Raw genomic sequence first — 17,385 nt, 5'->3', positions numbered from 1 at the left:
TTCGCCTAGCCGAAAACTGAATTACGGCGTCTCGCCAATGCTGGATCTTCCTCGAGCGACTCGCCTTCCATCCCTTGTGCCACCGCCACGGGATCTTGAGTAAACGCCGCGGCAAACAGCTGCTGCGCCAACGGTGTGCGGGTTGCGGTCGGTTCCGGAAACAATGACCGGCGCGGGGTCGATCGATTGAAGGAGCGCAAGTCGACCGCTGGGCTGTTCGGGGAAACGGCTGGAGGTACGGGGACGGGTGTGCTGAGCATTTTGTACTGGATCCGCGTCTGAGCCTCGGAAACCTGCATGGCATTGCCCATTGCCACACTTACAGAGCCAACCAACTGAACGGCGGGGTGGGCGGCGTGCATCAGCAGATTTCCGCCGATCTGGAAGCTTTTGGCCACAGCACCGCGCCTGGCTGCAAGTATTTGCGGTTCTTCAACAGGGCTGTTGAACGCAACGGACATGGGTCCCATGATCCGGCTGGTGGTCTCCTCCCCCAACACCCGATTCATTGTCGAAGAAACGAATTCACCGGAGTGGTACAGCACGGCCCCCGACGGGGTGCGGTGTGCGTCCGGGCGGCGGCAATGACATGTGCCTGATGGGTGTTGAGCACGGAGTTGTCCCGGGCTCCCAGCTCTGCCAGCGCTACCGGTATTTCGCGGCGGTAGGCCTGAACGTCGGGATTGGGGTCATTCTCGAAGTAACGGCGCACGGGCTGCATGCCGGCGGCTTGCACGGGATTGACCAGTTTCTTGTCGGCAAGATCGTGGTACACCCGATCGGGTGCATGCTTGTCGGGCTTGCGCCCGTCGCTGTCCGTGTAAGTCATTGGGTTATTGCGCATCGCGCGATAGCGATTATGGCCGTCGATCGCCCCGCCAGGATCGGTATTCAACCAGCGTTGCAGCCACGGCACGTAATAGCGAAACCCAAAGGAGTAAAGCCCCGTGGCATCACGTTCCTTTCCCGAATAGCGCGCGGTCTTGTAACTGACGTCGGGCTCATCGGCCCACGCCGTCGCACCGAACGGATAGAAATATTCACGGCTGATCAGTCGCGCATCTGCGTCCATCTCAAGACTGAGCGACCCCAGATGATCACTGAAACTGTATCGGTAGATATCGTTGGTGCCCGTCGGTGGCGGGCTTTCCCAGTGCAGAACGCGAACGCTGTTGAGTCCGGTCTGCACGCTGACCACCTGCAAGCTCCGCGCAGTGCCGGTGTCCATGCGCAACTCCAGCGCGGGCAGATAGCGTATATCGGCGAACAGATTGCGCGCGTTGGTCTGGGCTGACCTCGTTTTACGGACACGTTGACCGCCGCCGTCGTAGAGATAGCTTTCGCGATCATCGGCGCCTGATTCGCGTTGCACGACCACGACCGAGTCCAGCTGATTACGCAGATTCCACTGCAACCGGCGTCCTTGGTCCAGCAACAACAAATTACCCCGCGGATCGAAAGCTTCAGCGATCTCTGCCTCAGAGGGCGGCTTACCGTCGCGCCACGGCAGGCAATGATTACTGTGGCGCGCGGCCTGCAGTTGATGACCTGGACTCTGTTGGCCAGTGTGAGTCAGTTCAAGCAAATTGCCCCCGGCGTCATAGCGATAGCTTTGGCTGTAGTTACCGACAGCGATCGGCCCGCCACCAGCGGCGCCGGCCTCCCAGCCAGTCGCATGGATCAGTTGGTAAAGACTGTCATAGCGGTAGCGACTGACTGGCTCGATGCGCTGGTTGGCGAACCAGCGCACGGACAATGCCTGGTCTTCGATGCTCAGTACATTGCCCATCGCGTCATAGGCATACAGTAGGCGTTGCCAGACTTTGCCGTATTGATCCTGAGCATGGCGGGTGAGCAGACGGCCGTCCTCGGGACGGTAGCTCAGCGTGGTCGAAACGCCGTTGCCCGCCAGTTCCCGAATGACCTGGCCGTCGGCGTTGTAGCGAATATCGCTGACGACGGGATAGTCCTGGGTCTGAAACCTCAGCCTCAGACCCACCCCGCCTAACCGCCCGTCGAGTGTCAGTGCGAACACCTGCCGGTTGCCAGCAGCATCGAACTGTTCGAGCACGGTTCCGAGCGGGCCATAGCGCCACTGCGTGGTTGCCCCGGCTGCGGATTCGAGCAGTTTCTGCCGATCACCCAAGCCCTGCGGCCAATCCGGGGCCGCTGACTCAAGCGTGAATTGGCGAATGCTTTCGCTGCACTGGCCAGTGATTGCGAATTGCTCAAACAGCACGCTGCCGGCCGGATCGTCATGTCGGATCAATTGACCGAGCTGATTGCGCCACGCGTCGCCCGCCCCGGGGACGCCATAGGCAAAACGCTCGGTGCACCGCCGGGGCAGGCCAGTGCCCTGTTCGAACACGGCAACCGGGCGCAGCAAGTTATCGTACTGGTCCTCGCGACGTGCGCCACGGCTGTCCCAACTGAACAGCGTCTCACCCGCCAAACCCGGCAACCGGACCTGAATGCCTGCATCAGTGCTGTCCGAGCGCAGTACGCTGTCGTCCAGGGAGTACACCGATGACAGAGAGGCAGGCGTTTGCGGATCAATCGCTTGCAGCGCCCAGAGTCGAGCATCCCATTGTCTGACCGCACGCCCGGCAACGTCGCGCAGCATTCGCTCGATCCGGGGCTCGCTTGCCAACGATGCATCGGTGCGCCAGTAATTGACTGTGAGGACGGCCAGACCGCGCGGATCGTTCACGGCAAGCGTCGGCGTTTTGCTGTGGATACCCATGATCAGTCAACGTCCGTGTAAGCATCTGCCCATCTGAGCAAGCGCAAGCCCGCGTAGCCACTGTCAGAAATTACAGTCCCGACCGACGGTAGGCTGGCGCTTCTCACCAATACCCATCGTGCGAGGCGTTCGGTAGGATGGACTTCAATCCTCCATGGAGCACTCGCGCATGTTCATTGGCATCCTGCTGGTCATCACCTGGCTGATCCTGCTGTTGCGCTATCCGGCCAAGGCCTTGCCGGTGTCGGTGGCCGCAGCCATCGGCCTGGGCCTTGTGGCGATGTGGGTGGTGTGGCTGGACAACCGCGAGATCAAGCAACTGGCGCGCCTGGAACTGCGCATTGCCTATGCCCCCGAACAATGTCCGGCCGACCGACCCCTTCAATTGAAAATGAACAATGGCAACAATGTGCCGCTGACCGAACTGCGCTGGCGCATCGCCGCATACGCGCCGGGCGATACGGTCAATCTGGCCGACAACCAATACACCGCCCCACGCTATCGCGGCCCCGGCGAACTGCAGGCCGGCGCGACTTGGGAAGACTGCCTGCCGCTGCCGCCGCTGCGCCCCGGCTATCGCCCGCAAACGCTGGAGTTTCGCGCCGAGCATTTGCAGGGTAGTTTCTCTGACTGATCCCCTTCCCCGATTTTTTGCATAAGGAATGCGCCATGCCCGTTGCGTTGATCACCGGTTGTTCCAGCGGCATCGGCCGCGCCCTCGCCGATGCTTTCAAAGCGGCCGGATACGAAGTCTGGGCCAGCGCGCGCAGGGCTGAAGACGTCAGCGCGCTCAGCGCCGCCGGTTTCACCGCGATTCAGCTGGACGTCAACGATGGCGTCGCGCTGGAACAACTCGCCGAACGTCTGGGCCAGCAACATGGCGGCCTCGACGTGTTGATCAACAATGCCGGTTATGGCGCCATGGGGCCGCTGCTCGACGGCGGCGTGACGGCCATGCAACGGCAGTTCGAAACCAACGTATTTTCGATTGTCGGCGTCACCCGCGCGTTGTTTCCGCTGCTGCGTCAGGCCAAGGGGCTGGTGGTGAATATCGGCAGTGTGTCGGGTGTTTTGGTCACGCCGTTTGCCGGCGCCTACTGCGCGTCGAAAGCGGCGGTACATGCCTTGAGCGATGCCTTGCGCATGGAACTGGCACCGTTCGGCATCCGCGTGATGGAGGTTCAGCCCGGCGCGATCGAATCAAGCTTCGCGAAGAACGCCGGGCATGAAGCCGAGCAGTTGATCAACGAGCAATCGCCGTGGTTTCCGTTGCGTGAAGGCATTCGGGCGCGGGCCAAGGCATCGCAGGACAGACCGACGCCAGCGGACGAGTTCGCCGCGCAGTTATTGACGGCTGTGCAGCAGAGCAAGCCGCCACGGTTGGTGCGCATTGGCAACGGCAGCCGGGCGTTGCCGCTGTTGGCGGCGCTGTTGCCGAAGGGATTGCTGGAATCGACGTTGATGAAGCGCTTCGGGTTGCGCGCAAAGCTCTGATACTCAACTGCCCCTCCGCCGAAAGCGCAATGCGACCAGCGGTATCCAGACCTGTCAGAGTTGACAGTGGGCAACCCATGGACGAAAGCCTAATGTGGGTCAGGCACGGTTAGCGACTGGTTGAGACCTTGTCATAGCCCGGCGAGAAAACCGACCTCAAAACAACCGGCGCAGGGACGTGTATGACTACCTCAGATTTAGAACTACCCAGCATAATTAAAGCAACAATCGACGCGTCCTGGGGAAGTGGCCAGGGCAAACTTCGACTGGACGAAATATTCCGCGATGACCCGGCGAAGTCTCGCCCCTGACTGGGTCGCTCCTGCTGGATGATAAATCGCTGATAGTCACCAGTACTTTCGACGAAAAAACTATTTCATTTCGAAACTGACAGTATTGGGTGACGTAGACGCAAACTTCGGTCTCGAAGGGCGGGTCATGGGCACGTTCTGTCTCGATGAAAAGGCTTTTGGCGGGCCGATTGCCACAAGTGCCAAAGATGCCAAAGATGCCAAAGATGCCAATAAGCGACTGTTCATGGCGGGCAGCACAACCAATGGCAAGGAGGGCGAGGTATGGCCCGTGATTCTTTGCCTTGATCATGAGGGCAAAATAGTTGATGACTTCGGCGACGAAGGCAAAGTCATCATCAAACACCCCAATGAACAATGGCGCGCGGTACAAGGGCCAAGGTTCGTGTTCACGACAATCGATGGCAGCGTCATTGTTGGCGTGAATTATCACGCCGGTGACGCGTCCGAGAAGAACGTGTACAAGGCGCTCCTGTACAAGTTCGACGCACAGGGCAAGCCCGTTGAGGCATTCGGCACAAACGGCTGCGTTGTAATCGAGGGCATTCATCGGGCCGCAGTTACCTCATTCAGCGACGGTCGCGAGATCGAAGACGGGCGCTTGCTATTTGCAGGCTATGAAAAGTCTGACCCCGACGTGAATCCGGAGGGTCTCATCGTGATGTTGAATCCAGACGGCAGCCTCAACGAGGATTTCGGCCCCGAGGAAAGACGCGGATATCTGGTGTTCCGGGAAAACTACAGTGGTACCGAATTCAATACTGTAAAACAGCGAGTCAGTAATAAATTTACGGCATCCGGCTACCAGAACAAGTCGAACGCCTTCAGCAACCGATATGGCCTGTTGCTCGCCTTCGACGAAACAGGTAAACCAGATCTCGAGATCAATCGAAGCCGTCCAATTATCCTGCCACTCCATATCGATATTGGTCGTGAAAGACCAGTCAACTGGGCAGACCACATCGCTTTCGATAATAATCTCGTGTTCTGCGGTGGAGACGAAAAGGACAATTACATTGGCTGCGTGACGTCGGCTGACGGCAGCTACGCCAGTGGTTTTTACGGTGGGCACAGCTACATTCACAGACAGGAGCCCACAGAGACTCTCCCCAGACTTCATTATCAGCAGACCCCAGGCAAACTGATTTTTGCCCTGAACCTCAATCTAGAAAACCCTGTGGGTTGTGTGTATCGCTACGACATCACTCAGTAAATGCAAGGATCTTCGCGCGTCGCCCGGTTCAGGGGCGACTCGGTCGATCAATTGTCTGCCAGGTCCTGCTTCACCACCACCGTGCAAGTAATCCCCGCCGCCAGCAACACCCCCGCCGGCACCTCATCAATGTGAATCCTTACCGGCACGCGCTGAGCCAACCGCACCCAGTTGAACGTCGGATTCACATCCGCAATCAGCTCGCGGCTTTCCGGGTTGTCGCGGTCGTAGATGCCGCGGGAAATGCTTTCGACATGGCCCTTGAGCACCTCGCCGCTCATCAATTGCATATCGGCTTTGTCACCCACTTTGACGTGCGGCAATTTGGTCTCCTCGAAGAAGCCGTAGACCCAGAACGAGTTCATGTCGACCACGGCCATCTTCGCCTCACCGATGCGTGCGTAGTCGCCACGATGCACGTTGAGGTTGGTCACGTAGCCGTCCACCGCGGCGCGGACTTCAGTGCGTTTGAGGTTGAGTTCGGCGGCTTCCAGCTGCGCCTGGGCGTGTTGGTAATCGGCCAGCGCGGCGTCGGCGATGTTACTGGCGTCGTCGCGGTTTTCCTTGGAGATCACCAGATTGTCGAGGTCGGCGCGGCGATGGGCGTTGACCTTGCGCATCTCCCAGGTCGACTTGCGCGAAGCCACCAGTGACTGTGCCTGCTTGACCGCGATGCGGTAGTGCTCGGGGTCGATGCGCATCAGCAGATCACCCTTCTTCACCAACTGATTGTCGCGCACCGGCACTTCGACCACTTCGCCGGTGACGTCGGCGGCGACGTTGATGATGTCGGCGCGCACGCGGCCATCGCGGGTCCACGGCGTGTTCATGTAATGCTCCCACAACGTGCGGCCGATCCACAGCGCCAGGGCCAGCACCAGCAGGGTCGCGAGCAGGCTGAAAAACTTTTTCATCAAGATGTTCTCAACGGTAGACAGTCAGCGCCATGGCGCCGAACAGACAGGTAAACAGGCTCAGACGCAGCAGCGCCGGGTGCCAGAAAAAACGGTACAGGTCGAACCCCGAGAGGAAGCGGTCCAGCGCCCAGGCCAATGCCGCAGCGACAAAAAACATCAGGGTCATGGTCGGCATGTACACGCCATGGAAGGCGATTTCACGAGGCATGGGTGAGTCCTTCGGGCCGGGCGGGAGCGAATTCGGCGAGCGGTGATTGCGGATCGAGCAGTGAAGTGCGGATGAAGTGCAGATAGCTCTTCACCCGGCGCAACGCGGAGGTATCGAAGTGTGGCGCGAACGGTTCATCGGTGGCGGCGACGCGGCTGATCGCATGGTCGACAGCGACCAGTGCGCGCTGCAGATTGCTCGCGTTCGGTTGCAGGAACAGGCGCACCAGCGCACGCCCCATCACCCGAAGTGCCTGGCGCCACGGCTGCGATTCGGCATACGCCGGGTGCACCGGCAGGATCGCCTGTTCCTTGCGCAACTCGATGATCGCGTGGCCGACTTCGAGCACCACGAACATCCAGCGCAACAGACTCTTTTGTACCTTCGGCTGCCCTGCAGCGAGGCCATAGGCCTGATGCAGCAGATCGCGGGTGCGGCTCTCGAAACGCGAGGCCAGGCCCTTGAGTTTGCCGCTGATCGCATAGACCACTTGCCCGCGCAGATCCTGCTCCAGGCGCTGCCACAGCCAGCGACTGTTCGGCGGCAGAATGATCGCCCCCGCCGCCGCACACACCAGCATGCCCATGACCATGGCGATGTAGTCGTTGATGAAGGTGTAGGGGTTGTAAATCGTGAGATTGTCCGGCACTGAACCGGTGCTGAAAAAGATCAACAAACCGAGGCCGACACCGGCGTATTGCGGCCGTGAAGCGAGGAACGAACCGAGCACGATCACCGGTGCGAGCATCACGCAGAGCAAGGGGAAACCGTCGATCAACGGGAAGATGAAAAACATCTCGACGAAGCCGATCAGTGCGCCGAGAAACGTGCCGCAGGCCATTTGAAAGGCCATGCGTTTGGGGTTCGGTGTGGCAGCGGACAGGCCGACGGTGGCGGCGGCGATCAGGGTCATGGTCGCCCCGCTCGGCCATGCGGTGGCGACCCAATAACTGCCCAACACAATCAGGATGAACGAGGCACGAATCCCCGACGCGGCTGCCGCCCACCAGTTGGTTTGCGGAGTGAAGGGCTCGTCCCAGCGCTCACGTTCGTGGCGATGCTCAGCGAGTGAAGCGTGGGTCTGTGCATAACTGTGCAGGTCATCGACGAAGCGATAGAGCAATTCGTAGGCAGTGTGAAAATCCAGTTGTTCGGCTTCGCTCGGAGCAGTGTCCTGAAAGATCCCGCGCAGCGTTCGGACACGTGCCGGCAGACCTTCCTTGTAGGTGGCCAACGCGGTCGCCAAACGGGCTGCATCAGGGCTGGTCAGGGCACGCCCGCTGAAGCCGTCGAGCACTTCGGCGAGGTCCTGCAGACCCGGTTTGATCGCTGCCACGACATGCTCTTCGCCATTGCCGCGAAGGCGCTCAAGCAACTGATGCAAGGCATTGAAGCGCGTGGTGATGCCCATGAACTCGCTGTTCAAACGACTCAGCCGACCGTTGCGCCGGCGCATGTGCGGGTCTTCGAACACGGTCACGCTGCGCAAGCCTTCCAGGCCGACGGCTTCGGCAATGAAGCGCACGTTGCTGGCTTCGAACGCCTCGGCTTTGCTGCGCCCGCGCAAGCCGTCGGTGACGAACAGGGCGAACACGCCGAAGCGCTGATACAAGGCGTTGCGCATCGCCGCACTGGCGGTCTGCGGCAGAATCGCCGCGCTGATCAGCGTCGAACAGAGAATCCCCAGCGAGATCTCCAGCACCCGCCATACCGCGGCCATGAAGGCGCCGTCGGGATGCGCCAGCGCCGGCAGACCGACCATCGCGGCGGTGTAACCGGCGAGCACAAACCCATACGCGCGAAAGTTGCGGCAGCGCGCGGCACCGGCCGAGCAGATGCCGACCCAGATCGCCAGCGAGCCGAGAAACAGCTCCGTGTTTTGCGCGAACAAAGCGATCAGCGTGACCATCATCGCCGACCCGGCCAGCGTGCCGAGCAAGCGATAAAAACTCTTGGCGAACACCTGTCCGCTCTGCGGCTGCATGACGATGAACACCGTGATCATCGCCGTACGCGGTTGCGGCAACTCCAGCCGCATCGCCAGCCACAGCGTTAGAAACGCGGCGAGCAACACCTTGAAGATATACACCCAGGTCACGCCATCGCTGCGTGCCCAGTCGAAAAAACCGCGACGCCATTCCAGGGAGTGGAGCCAGCGCAACGGTGCGGGCAAGGGAGTCATTAAATCCTGCTCAATGTTCGAGAACTGAAGAGTTTTCTGTGGTCACTGCAAAACCTGTGGTGAGGGGATTTATCCCCGTTGGGCTGCGAAGCGGCCCCAAAACTACGACCCGATTCCCACAGTCACACCGCGTGCACTGGCTTTGCGACGGCTGCGCCGCCGAACGGGGATAAATCCCTCGCCACAGGGTTTGGGGTCAACTCCAAAGGAGGAAATTCCCAGTAGAGATTTAGAGTTCAACGCAGCAGCGCCGGGGTTTTCGGGGCTTGGGTCTGCTCGGCTGTCGGCACGTCATCACCGGCACCGAGGCCGCCCCCAAGGCAGTCACCAGCTCGGCATGCGCACTCAATCGCGCCGCCTGCACCTGCTGCTGCACTTGCTGCTGTTTGAACAGCAACGTCTGCGCATTCAGCACGTTGAGGTAATCGGTGAGGCCGCGTTGGTAGGCGATCATCGCGATGTCGTAAGTCTTCTGCGCTGCGGCCACGGATTCGGCAGCGAATTCCTGCTGCTTGTCCATCGACTCGCGGCGGATCAACTGATCGGAAATGTTCTTCAGTGCGTTGATCAGGGTTTGGTTGTAGTGCGCCACGGCGACGTCATAACCGGCCGCCGCCTCGCCCAATTCGCCACGCAGGCGGCCGCCATCGAAGATCGGCAACGAGATCGCCGGGCCGACGTTGTAGTTGAGTTTCTTGCCGGTCAGAAACTCCAGCGCCCCGCCGCCAGTGGCCATATAGCCGAGGCTGCCGACCAGATCGACATTAGGATAAAAGCCGCCATGGGCGACATCGATGCCACGCGCCTGCGCCGCCACTTGCCAGCGACTGGCGACCACATCGGGCCGCTGGCCGAGCAAGTCGGCGGGCAATGCCGATGGCAGTTTCAGCGCAGCACCGAGGGACAATGTCGGGCGCTGCAACTGCGCGCCCGCCCCGGACCTTTGCCGGCGAGCGCGGCGATCTGGTTGCGGCTCAGGGCGATTTCCTCGTCCAGCGCATCGAGTTGGCGATGGGTCTCCGGCAGTGGCGTTTCGGCCTGGCTGACTTCGAAGTGCGTGCCGATCCCGCCGTTCAAGCGCTTCTGCGCCAGATCGAGAATCTGCTGTTGCTGCTGGAGCGTCGCCGCGACGATGTCGCGCTGGGCGTAATACAGCGACAGTTCGATGTAGGCGCGGACGATGTTGTTCTGCAGTTCCAGCTGTGCCAGTCGCGCCTCGGCCACGCTCACATGCGCCAGATCAACCGCCCGCTCACTGGCATTGCGCTCGCGGCCCCAGAGGTCGAGGGCGTAGCTGAAGCCGAGCGCGGCGTTGTTGTCCCACGTGGTGGTGTTGGCCAGATCGCCGGGGCCGTAGAACTGATCGGTCGGCCAGTTGTGGCGCTTGAGGGTCGACTCGCCATTGATCTGCAACGCCTCGGCCGCTTCGGCAACACCGGCCATGGCCTTGGCCTGACGCACCCGCGCGGCGGCCATGGCCATGCTCGGGCTGCCTTGCACGGCGAGGTCGATCCAGCGATTAAGTTGCGCGTCACCAAACGCCTGCCACCATTGAGCGCTGGGCCAGTGGGCATCTTTGGCAGCCTCGGCAATGGCCGCGTCGGTGGCCAGTGAATCAGCCGCGAGCGTCTCGCCGTGAGGGGCAATGCCTTGGGTTGAGATGCAGCCGCCGAGAGCCAGGGTTAAAGACAGAACACTGAGCGGCAAAAGCGCTCTGTTGATGCGACGCGGCACAGCTGCGAATTCCTGAGAGAGGGGTAAATCGAGGATTCGTGTAGGAGCTGCCGCAGGCTGCGATTTTTTGATCTTGCTTCCCTTAAAACAAAATCAAAAGACCGCAGCCTTCGGCAGCGCCGGCACAGGATCGGCGCAATTCTATGGAGCCGCCTCTGCGGCGATAAGCTGGGATTTCTGTGAATCTTTGTTACGGTTAACGAGATAATCCCTTGGTCGGGGGTCTCAGCCCCTGAAACTTCGTGTCACAATTTGCCATCTCCCTTGAGAGCACCCCATGGACACTTTGCAAAACATGCGCGCCTTCAGTTGTGTTGCCGAAGCGGGCAGTTTCACCGCCGCCGCCGTGCAACTCGACACCACCACTGCCAACGTCTCGCGCGCGGTCTCCAACCTCGAAGCCCATCTGCAAACGCGTCTGCTCAATCGCACCACCCGGCGCATCGCCCTGACCGAGGCCGGCAAACGCTACCTGCTGCGCTGCGAACAAATTCTGGCCTACGTCGAAGAAGCCGAAGCGGAAGCCAGCGACGCCCACGCGCGCCCGGCCGGGCAGTTGAAAGTGCACACCATGACCGGCATTGGTCAGCACTTCGTCATCGACGCCATCGCCCGCTACCGCAAGACCCACCCCGACGTGACCTTCGACCTGACCCTGGCCAACCGCGTGCCGGACCTGCTCGACGAGGGCTACGACGTGTCCATCGTGCTGGCCAGCGAACTGCCCGACTCCGGTTTCGTCTCGCAGCGCCTGGGCATCACCTACAGCATCGTCTGCGCCTCGCCGGCGTACGTAAAAGCCAACGGCGCCGCACAGAAACCCAGCGACCTGCTCAACCACGCCTGCCTGCGTCTGGTCAGCCCGGTGATCCCGCTGGAGAAATGGGCCTTCGACGGCCCGGACGGCCAGGAAACGGTCACCATCAACAGCTCACCGTTCCTGGTGAACTCTGCCGACGCCATGAAAACCGCCATCACCAGCGGCATGGGCGTCGGTGTGCTGCCGGTCTACGCCGCTATCGAAGGCCTGCGCAACGGCACCCTGGTGCGGGTCATGCCGAACTACCGCTCACAAGAACTCAACCTCTACGCGATCTACCCGTCACGGCAGTACCTGGATGCGAAGATAAAAACCTGGGTGGAATATTTGCGCGGATCGTTGCCGGAGATATTGGCGGCGCATCAGGCGGAATTGGTGGCTTATGAGTTGACCGGAAGTTTGGCTGGCGTCCGCGTCGCCACCTGAGTGTTAAACACTCGCAGGTTTTCTATAGGAGCTGACGAGTGCAACGAGGCGGCGATCTTTTGATCTTGCTGTTTAAAAATCAAAAGATCGCAGCCTACGGCAGCTCCTACATTGCGGTGTTTACGGGGAAGTTTCCGACAGGTTTTGCAGGTTGTCCGTCGGAAGTGCGCTGGCTAGGATTTGGTGGTTGCTGACGAATCAGCGACCGGACTTGGTCGTCCGGGTTTAGAATGGCGCACGTTTTAAGCATGCTTAATGGCGAGCTGTGCGCGGGAGGGCCACGGCCCTGCCGGGTTTCCATTCCCTGGTCGACCAACCCGCGTACGGTTCGCCACCCGATTGCTTGGTCGCAGTCAGTGGCGAACTCCACTTCCCGAATGGAGTTTCACCATGTTCAAACCCACACCCAATCCCCCGAATCCGAAAGCACCTCACCCTACCAATCCCCCGACTCAACGAAACTCCACGACGCCGCCGAGCGTGCGCTGGATCACTACCTCAAACCGGCCACCACCGCGCAGCAAAGCCACAAACCCAGCACCATGTTCCAGGTCGCCCCGGACCAGGACAACGAAAGCCTGCTGGCCCACGCCTGCGAATCCCTCGCCTCGGCGAGCATCATGAGCAGCGACATCGCCGCCCACGTCGACAGCCCACAGCGGCACACCATACTGGCCATCCAGCAGGTGATCATGCTGGCGGAACTGGCAGTGAATCGGGTGCTGGATAATTACGAAATCGACCAATCCCCGACACACAATTAAGCCTCTGAGGGAGCGAGCCTGCTCGCGAAGGCTTCGGCACATTCAACATTCGGGTGTCAGATAAACTGCTTTCGCGAGCAGGCTCGCTCCCACAATTCTGGATCGTGTATATCCAGCAAGATATGAGCCGGCTGTCAGACCGCCTTCGCTGGCAAGCCAGCTGCCACAGGGACGGGGTGAATCTGGCAGAGAGAGGTTGGCCGTGGAGACGCCATCGCGAGCAGGCTCACTCCTACAGTTTGGATCGTGTACATCAGCGAGATAGCAGTCGGCTGTCAGGCCGCCTTCGCTGGCAAGCCAGCTCCCACAGGGACAGGGTGAATCCGGCAGAGACGGGTTGGCAGTGAAGACGCTTTCGCGAGCAGGCTCACTCCTACAGTTTGGATCATGTACATCAGCGAGAAACAGGTCGGCTGGCAGGCCGCCTTCGCTGGCAAGCCAGCTCCCACAGTTTGATCGGGTGCGTTCAGTGAGAAACAGGTCGGCTGGCAGGCCGCTTTCGCGAGCAGGCTCGCTCCTACAAAAGCAAAGGCAAAGCAGCGCAGCTGCCCGCGGCGAAGCCGCCCCACTCAACAATGAGCGCAAGCTCGAGTGCTTTGATCTTGATCCACCGGCGACGTCGGAAGGCTGAGTGGAGGGATTGATCCGGGCGTGGGAGCGCAGCGACCGTCTGGCGCAGCCAGACACAGCGGAAGGAGGTGCAGCGAAGCAAACCGGAGCCGCTGCGCCCGGATCAGTCCCGGAGCGAAGGGACCGAGCCTGCGAGGGCCGAACGTAGGAGCTAGCGTTTTTTGCTTACTTTTTAGGCGCTTGTAAAAAGTAAGTCGCCGTCAGGCGAAACCGCCAGTCGCCGCACCGAAACCTTCGGATATTCACACCAGACAAACCAAGGCATGGTCGGCCCAGAGGCCGCCAAGACAACCCGAACAAGAAAATGTTAGCGTGCTTGCAATCAAGCCCCGACGAGCCCAAGCCCAATGAAAAAAACAGTCCTGGCCTTCAGCCGCATCACCCCGCCCATGATCGAACGCCTGCAACAAGAATTCGACGTCATCGTCCCCAACCCCAAGACCGGTGACATCAACGCCCAGTTCAACGAAGCCCTGCCCCACGCCCACGGCCTCATCGGCGTCGGCCGCAAACTCGGCCGCGCACAACTGGAAAGCGCAACAAAACTCGAAGTGGTCTCCAGCGTCTCGGTCGGCTACGACAACTACGACCTCGACTATTTCAACGAACGCGGGATCATGCTCACCAACACCCCCGACGTGCTCACCGAAAGCACCGCCGACCTCGCTTTCGCCCTGATCATGAGCAGCGCCCGCCGCGTCGCCGAACTCGACGCCTGGACCAAGGCCGGCCAATGGCAGGCCAGCGTCGGCACCCCGCTGTTCGGCACGGATGTGCACGGCAAGACCCTCGGCATCGTCGGCATGGGCAACATCGGCGCCGCCGTCGCCCGGCGCGGGCGCTTCGGCTTCAACATGCCGATCCTCTACAGCGGCAACAGCCGCAAGACCGAACTGGAACAGGAACTCGGCGCGCAGTACCGCAGCCTTGATGAGCTACTCGCCGAAGCCGATTTCGTCTGCCTGGTGGTACCGCTGAGCGACAAGACCCGCCACCTGATCAGCCATCGCGAGCTGACGCTGATGAAGCCGAGCGCCATCCTGGTCAACATTTCGCGCGGCCCGGTCGTTGACGAGCCGGCGCTGATCGAAGCCCTGCAAAACAACCGCATCCGTGGTGCCGGGCTCGACGTCTACGAGAAAGAACCACTGGCCGAATCGCCGCTGTTCCAATTGAAAAACGCCGTGACCCTGCCACACATCGGCTCAGCGACCACCGAGACCCGCGAAGCCATGGCCAACCGCGCTCTGGCCAACCTGCGCAGCGCCCTGCTCGGCGAACGGCCGCAGGATCTGGTCAATCCGCAGGCCTGGCGCGGCTGAAAAAGGGCCGGCGCAACATTGCGCCCGGCCTTCACCTTACATAACTTGCAACCGAACAAAAAAGCCAGACCATGTAACAGCCATATAAGCTCTCGCAACTTATCAACTTATTGATTAATTGCCATGGAGAGCTTATACCGTGAACACCCTGACCACCGACAAACTCATCCGTTACAGCAAAGTCATCTTGATGGCTTATATAAGCTTCTTCGGCCTGCTGGTGATGATTCATAACTTCACCGACTATGAATCCAATTACACTTATGTGGCGCACATCCTGAGTATGGACACCACCAACGCCAGCGAAAACATCATGTACCGGGCCATTGACTCGCCCATGATCCACCACCGGATCTACTGGTTCATCATCACCATGGAAGTCACTTACACGGTGCTTTGCCTGATCGGTACTTACCAGTTATATCGCTTCATTGATGCTTCGGCTGCAGCGTTTCATGAAGCCAAGAAGTTTTCGATCATGGGCATATTGGTCGCCATCTTCATTTATTACGTGTGCCTGCAAACTGTCGGTGTTGAATGGTTCGACATGGACACTTCGCAATCATGGAACGCCAAGGACTGGGCACGACACATTGTCGACTTTATCTTCCCGGTAATGATCTACATCACCTTGAAAGTCGAGCGCTGAACAGCAGCGCTCGTTTTATCAAGCCAACTTTCCCTGCCCGGCGGACAACAGTGGTTTCGGTTTACGAAACACCAGCACGTTGCCCAGCATCACCAACACCAATCCGGCGAGCGCTGGCGCGGTCCATTGATAACCTTCGGCAAACGCCGACACGTTCAACGCCACCACGGGGAACAGCACCGTGCAATAAGCCGCACGCTCCGGCCCCATGCGCCCGACCAGCGTCAGGTAGGCGGTAAAGCCGATCACCGAGCCGGGAAGCACCAGATACAGCAACGCGCCGACGTAACGCGGCGACCAATCCATGTCGAAAGGAATGCCTTTGAGCAGACACCACACCGACAACATCGCCGCGCCGTAGGCCATGCCCCAGGCATTGGTGGTCAACGGCCTCAACCCTGCTTTCTGTTGCAGACTGGAGAGCATATTGCCTGCCGAAAAACACAAGGTTCCGCACAGCGCGAGACCAAGACCGAGCAAGGTTTGCGGAGTGGCCTCATGCCCCGCCAGCTCCGGCCAGAACAACAGCCCCAACCCGAACAGGCCGAGCGCACCGCCCATCAACACATTTCGCGCGATGCGCTGACCGAAGAACACCCGCGCATTCAGCGCGTTCCACAGCGTTGCCGTGGAAAACACCACCGCCACAAGCCCGCTGGGAATCCACTGACTGGCGGTCAGAAAGCACATGAAGTTGATGCAGAACAGGCACAGGCCCTGCAAGACGCAGATGAGGTGCCCACGCCGATTCATCGGTTGCAGACGTCGGCTGAGCAGCAGCAACGCAAACAACACCAATGCAGCCAGGCCGAAGCGATAAACGATCGACACAGGAATTTCGACCACGCCCAATTGCCATTTCAAGGCGATCCAGGTGGTGCCCCAGATCAGCACGGTCAGCAGGTACAACGACAGGTTCATGGCAGACACTCCTTAAACAGGCCTTGAGTGTCTGCCTTGGCCATCCTTCGGCGCTTGCAGAATCTTGCGCTTTTGTCTGCCAACTGGCTGGCAGCGCCACGCCTACGGAGTAGGATGCGAAGGCGTTGAAGAGAACCGCACATGGCCGCCATCGATACCCTGCAAGTCTTTCAAGCCCTCAACCGCTCGCCGAATGCACGTCTGGTGCACAGCGCCGAGCTCGGCGACGGCTTGTCTGCGGCTTTGTGGACCAATCACCACGACGCCCAGGAATATGAAGCGCCGAGTCATCACACCTTGTCCTGCTATATCGCCGGCGGCACTGGTACATTTCGCCGTGGCCAGCCGGGCCGCAAGGGCGGGCCCGACAAGCTGTGCATCCTGCCGGCCGAGCATGAATCGGGCTGGGTGATCAATGGCGACATCCGTCTGGCGCACCTGTATTTCAGCGCCGAACAATTCGCCCTCGGTTGCGTCACTTTGCTCGATCGCGAACCGCGCGAGATGCAATTACGCGAGCAGACCTTTCTCGAAGATCCGCAGCAGGCGCAGCGCTTCCGGCAATTGCTGAATCTGAACTGGCAAGAGCCGGCCGAGCGCTTGCTGACCAGCAGCCTCGCCCACGAATTGATCAGCCACACCTTGCTCAACCAGGTCGGTGCGCGTCAGGGCTTGCGCCTGAAGGGCGGACTCGCACCGCATCAGCGCCGGCAACTGGTGGAGTTCATCGACAATCAGTTGGCTGAGCCGATCAGCCTCGGGCAACTGGCCGGGCTGTGTGCGCTGTCGGAATATCACTTTGCGCGGATGTTTCGCCTGAGCTTCGGCCTGCCGCCGCATCAATATGTGCTGGCGCGGCGCTTGAGCCGGGCACGGGAATTGTTGCGCGGCACGGCGCTGCCCTTGGGGAGATTGCACTGGCGTGCGGGTTTGCCAGTGCCAGCCATTTCACTAATCGGTTCAGGCAGGTTTTGGGTGGGACGCCGGGCGAGTATCGGCAGGCGTTTTTGCGTTAGAAACTCGTACCTTTTCGCCAGTGATGGCCCCTTCG

The 17,385-nt window shown here is 60.3% G+C and carries 13 protein-coding genes and 3 pseudogenes; 9 read left to right on the top strand and 7 right to left on the bottom strand.

Annotated features, from left to right (window positions below; translation table 11 throughout):
* Positions 1 to 5 precede the first annotated feature (5 nt).
* The gene (locus tag LJU32_09300) at positions 6 to 461 is read right to left on the bottom strand and encodes a hypothetical protein (GenBank protein ID WKV90350.1); all 456 of its coding nucleotides are present in this window, start codon (positions 459 to 461) and stop codon (positions 6 to 8) included.
* 44 nt (positions 462 to 505) lie between these two features.
* Positions 506 to 2,743, bottom strand: a complete 2,238-nt coding sequence (locus tag LJU32_09295) for an RHS repeat protein (protein ID WKV90349.1) — start codon at positions 2,741 to 2,743, stop codon at positions 506 to 508.
* Between the two features lie 169 nt (positions 2,744 to 2,912).
* Here LJU32_09295 and LJU32_09290 point away from each other — a divergent pair, with 169 nt between their 5' ends.
* From LJU32_09290 to LJU32_09280, 3 genes are all read left to right on the top strand, one after another.
* Entirely contained in the window at positions 2,913 to 3,377 is a 465-nt protein-coding gene (locus LJU32_09290) for a multidrug transporter (GenBank protein WKV90348.1), read from the top strand.
* Positions 3,378 to 3,412: 35 nt separating this feature from the next.
* Entirely contained in the window at positions 3,413 to 4,237 is an 825-nt protein-coding gene (locus LJU32_09285) for an SDR family oxidoreductase (protein ID WKV90347.1), read from the top strand.
* Between the two features lie 438 nt (positions 4,238 to 4,675).
* The gene (locus LJU32_09280; GenBank protein ID WKV90346.1) at positions 4,676 to 5,761 is read left to right on the top strand and encodes a hypothetical protein; all 1,086 of its coding nucleotides are present in this window, start codon (positions 4,676 to 4,678) and stop codon (positions 5,759 to 5,761) included.
* A 47-nt stretch (positions 5,762 to 5,808) separates the two neighbouring features.
* On the opposite strand, the gene LJU32_09275 is transcribed toward LJU32_09280, so the two are convergent.
* From LJU32_09275 to LJU32_09260, 4 genes and pseudogenes are all read right to left on the bottom strand, one after another.
* On the bottom strand, positions 5,809 to 6,675 hold the full coding sequence (locus tag LJU32_09275) for an HlyD family secretion protein (protein WKV90345.1): 867 nt from the start codon (positions 6,673 to 6,675) through the stop codon (positions 5,809 to 5,811).
* 10 nt (positions 6,676 to 6,685) lie between these two features.
* Positions 6,686 to 6,886 carry a DUF1656 domain-containing protein gene (locus LJU32_09270; protein ID WKV90344.1) on the bottom strand — a complete coding sequence of 67 codons (201 nt, stop codon included), beginning with the start codon at positions 6,884 to 6,886 and terminating at the stop codon, positions 6,686 to 6,688.
* Positions 6,876 to 9,068: an FUSC family protein gene (locus tag LJU32_09265; GenBank protein ID WKV90343.1), complete on the bottom strand. Its 2,193-nt coding sequence runs from the start codon at positions 9,066 to 9,068 to the stop codon at positions 6,876 to 6,878. Before LJU32_09265 ends, LJU32_09270 begins: the two co-directional genes overlap by 11 nt.
* 236 nt (positions 9,069 to 9,304) lie before the next feature.
* Positions 9,305 to 10,802, bottom strand: a pseudogene (locus tag LJU32_09260) (efflux transporter outer membrane subunit).
* A gap of 277 nt (positions 10,803 to 11,079) precedes the next feature.
* On the opposite strand from LJU32_09260, the gene LJU32_09255 reads away from it, so the two are divergent.
* The 5 genes and pseudogenes from LJU32_09255 (at position 11,080) to LJU32_09235 (ending at position 15,413) form a co-directional block, all read left to right on the top strand.
* Complete coding sequence (locus tag LJU32_09255) at positions 11,080 to 12,048, top strand: LysR family transcriptional regulator (protein ID WKV90342.1); 969 nt, start codon at positions 11,080 to 11,082, stop codon at positions 12,046 to 12,048.
* 38 nt (positions 12,049 to 12,086) lie between these two features.
* The gene (locus LJU32_09250; GenBank protein ID WKV90341.1) at positions 12,087 to 12,242 is read left to right on the top strand and encodes a hypothetical protein; all 156 of its coding nucleotides are present in this window, start codon (positions 12,087 to 12,089) and stop codon (positions 12,240 to 12,242) included.
* A gap of 196 nt (positions 12,243 to 12,438) precedes the next feature.
* Positions 12,439 to 12,812 (top strand): annotated as a pseudogene (locus LJU32_09245) (DUF6124 family protein).
* 977 nt (positions 12,813 to 13,789) lie between these two features.
* Positions 13,790 to 14,764 carry a D-glycerate dehydrogenase gene (locus LJU32_09240; GenBank protein WKV90340.1) on the top strand — a complete coding sequence of 325 codons (975 nt, stop codon included), beginning with the start codon at positions 13,790 to 13,792 and terminating at the stop codon, positions 14,762 to 14,764.
* Between the two features lie 139 nt (positions 14,765 to 14,903).
* Entirely contained in the window at positions 14,904 to 15,413 is a 510-nt protein-coding gene (locus tag LJU32_09235; protein WKV90339.1) for a DUF2165 domain-containing protein, read from the top strand.
* A gap of 18 nt (positions 15,414 to 15,431) precedes the next feature.
* Here the strand turns inward: LJU32_09235 and LJU32_09230 are convergent, their stop codons facing one another.
* Positions 15,432 to 16,334 carry a DMT family transporter gene (locus LJU32_09230; protein WKV90338.1) on the bottom strand — a complete coding sequence of 301 codons (903 nt, stop codon included), beginning with the start codon at positions 16,332 to 16,334 and terminating at the stop codon, positions 15,432 to 15,434.
* Between the two features lie 141 nt (positions 16,335 to 16,475).
* Between LJU32_09230 and LJU32_09225 the strand changes: the two are divergent.
* Positions 16,476 to 17,350: pseudogene (locus tag LJU32_09225) on the top strand (AraC family transcriptional regulator).
* The last annotated feature ends 35 nt before the right edge of the window (positions 17,351 to 17,385 follow it).

The organism is Pseudomonas sp. B21_DOA, assembly GCA_030544685.1.
GTDB classification, from domain to species: domain Bacteria; phylum Pseudomonadota; class Gammaproteobacteria; order Pseudomonadales; family Pseudomonadaceae; genus Aquipseudomonas; species Aquipseudomonas fluorescens_AO.
The sequence above is the reverse complement of the archived record's forward strand: the minus strand, read 5'-3'. Positions and strand labels throughout refer to the sequence as shown.

Excerpts from the sequence above, each read along its gene's own strand:
- LJU32_09300 (WKV90350.1), bottom strand. The coding sequence starts at position 461 with ATGTCCGTTGCGTTCAACAGCCCTGTTGAAGAACCGCAAATACTTGCA.
- LJU32_09295 (WKV90349.1), bottom strand. The coding sequence starts at position 2,743 with ATGGGTATCCACAGCAAAACGCCGACGCTTGCCGTGAACGATCCGCGC.
- LJU32_09290 (WKV90348.1), top strand. The coding sequence starts at position 2,913 with ATGTTCATTGGCATCCTGCTGGTCATCACCTGGCTGATCCTGCTGTTG.
- LJU32_09285 (WKV90347.1), top strand. The coding sequence starts at position 3,413 with ATGCCCGTTGCGTTGATCACCGGTTGTTCCAGCGGCATCGGCCGCGCC.
- LJU32_09280 (WKV90346.1), top strand. The coding sequence starts at position 4,676 with ATGGGCACGTTCTGTCTCGATGAAAAGGCTTTTGGCGGGCCGATTGCC.
- LJU32_09275 (WKV90345.1), bottom strand. The coding sequence starts at position 6,675 with ATGAAAAAGTTTTTCAGCCTGCTCGCGACCCTGCTGGTGCTGGCCCTG.
- LJU32_09270 (WKV90344.1), bottom strand. The coding sequence starts at position 6,886 with ATGCCTCGTGAAATCGCCTTCCATGGCGTGTACATGCCGACCATGACC.
- LJU32_09265 (WKV90343.1), bottom strand. The coding sequence starts at position 9,068 with ATGACTCCCTTGCCCGCACCGTTGCGCTGGCTCCACTCCCTGGAATGG.
- LJU32_09255 (WKV90342.1), top strand. The coding sequence starts at position 11,080 with ATGGACACTTTGCAAAACATGCGCGCCTTCAGTTGTGTTGCCGAAGCG.
- LJU32_09240 (WKV90340.1), top strand. The coding sequence starts at position 13,790 with ATGAAAAAAACAGTCCTGGCCTTCAGCCGCATCACCCCGCCCATGATC.
- LJU32_09230 (WKV90338.1), bottom strand. The coding sequence starts at position 16,334 with ATGAACCTGTCGTTGTACCTGCTGACCGTGCTGATCTGGGGCACCACC.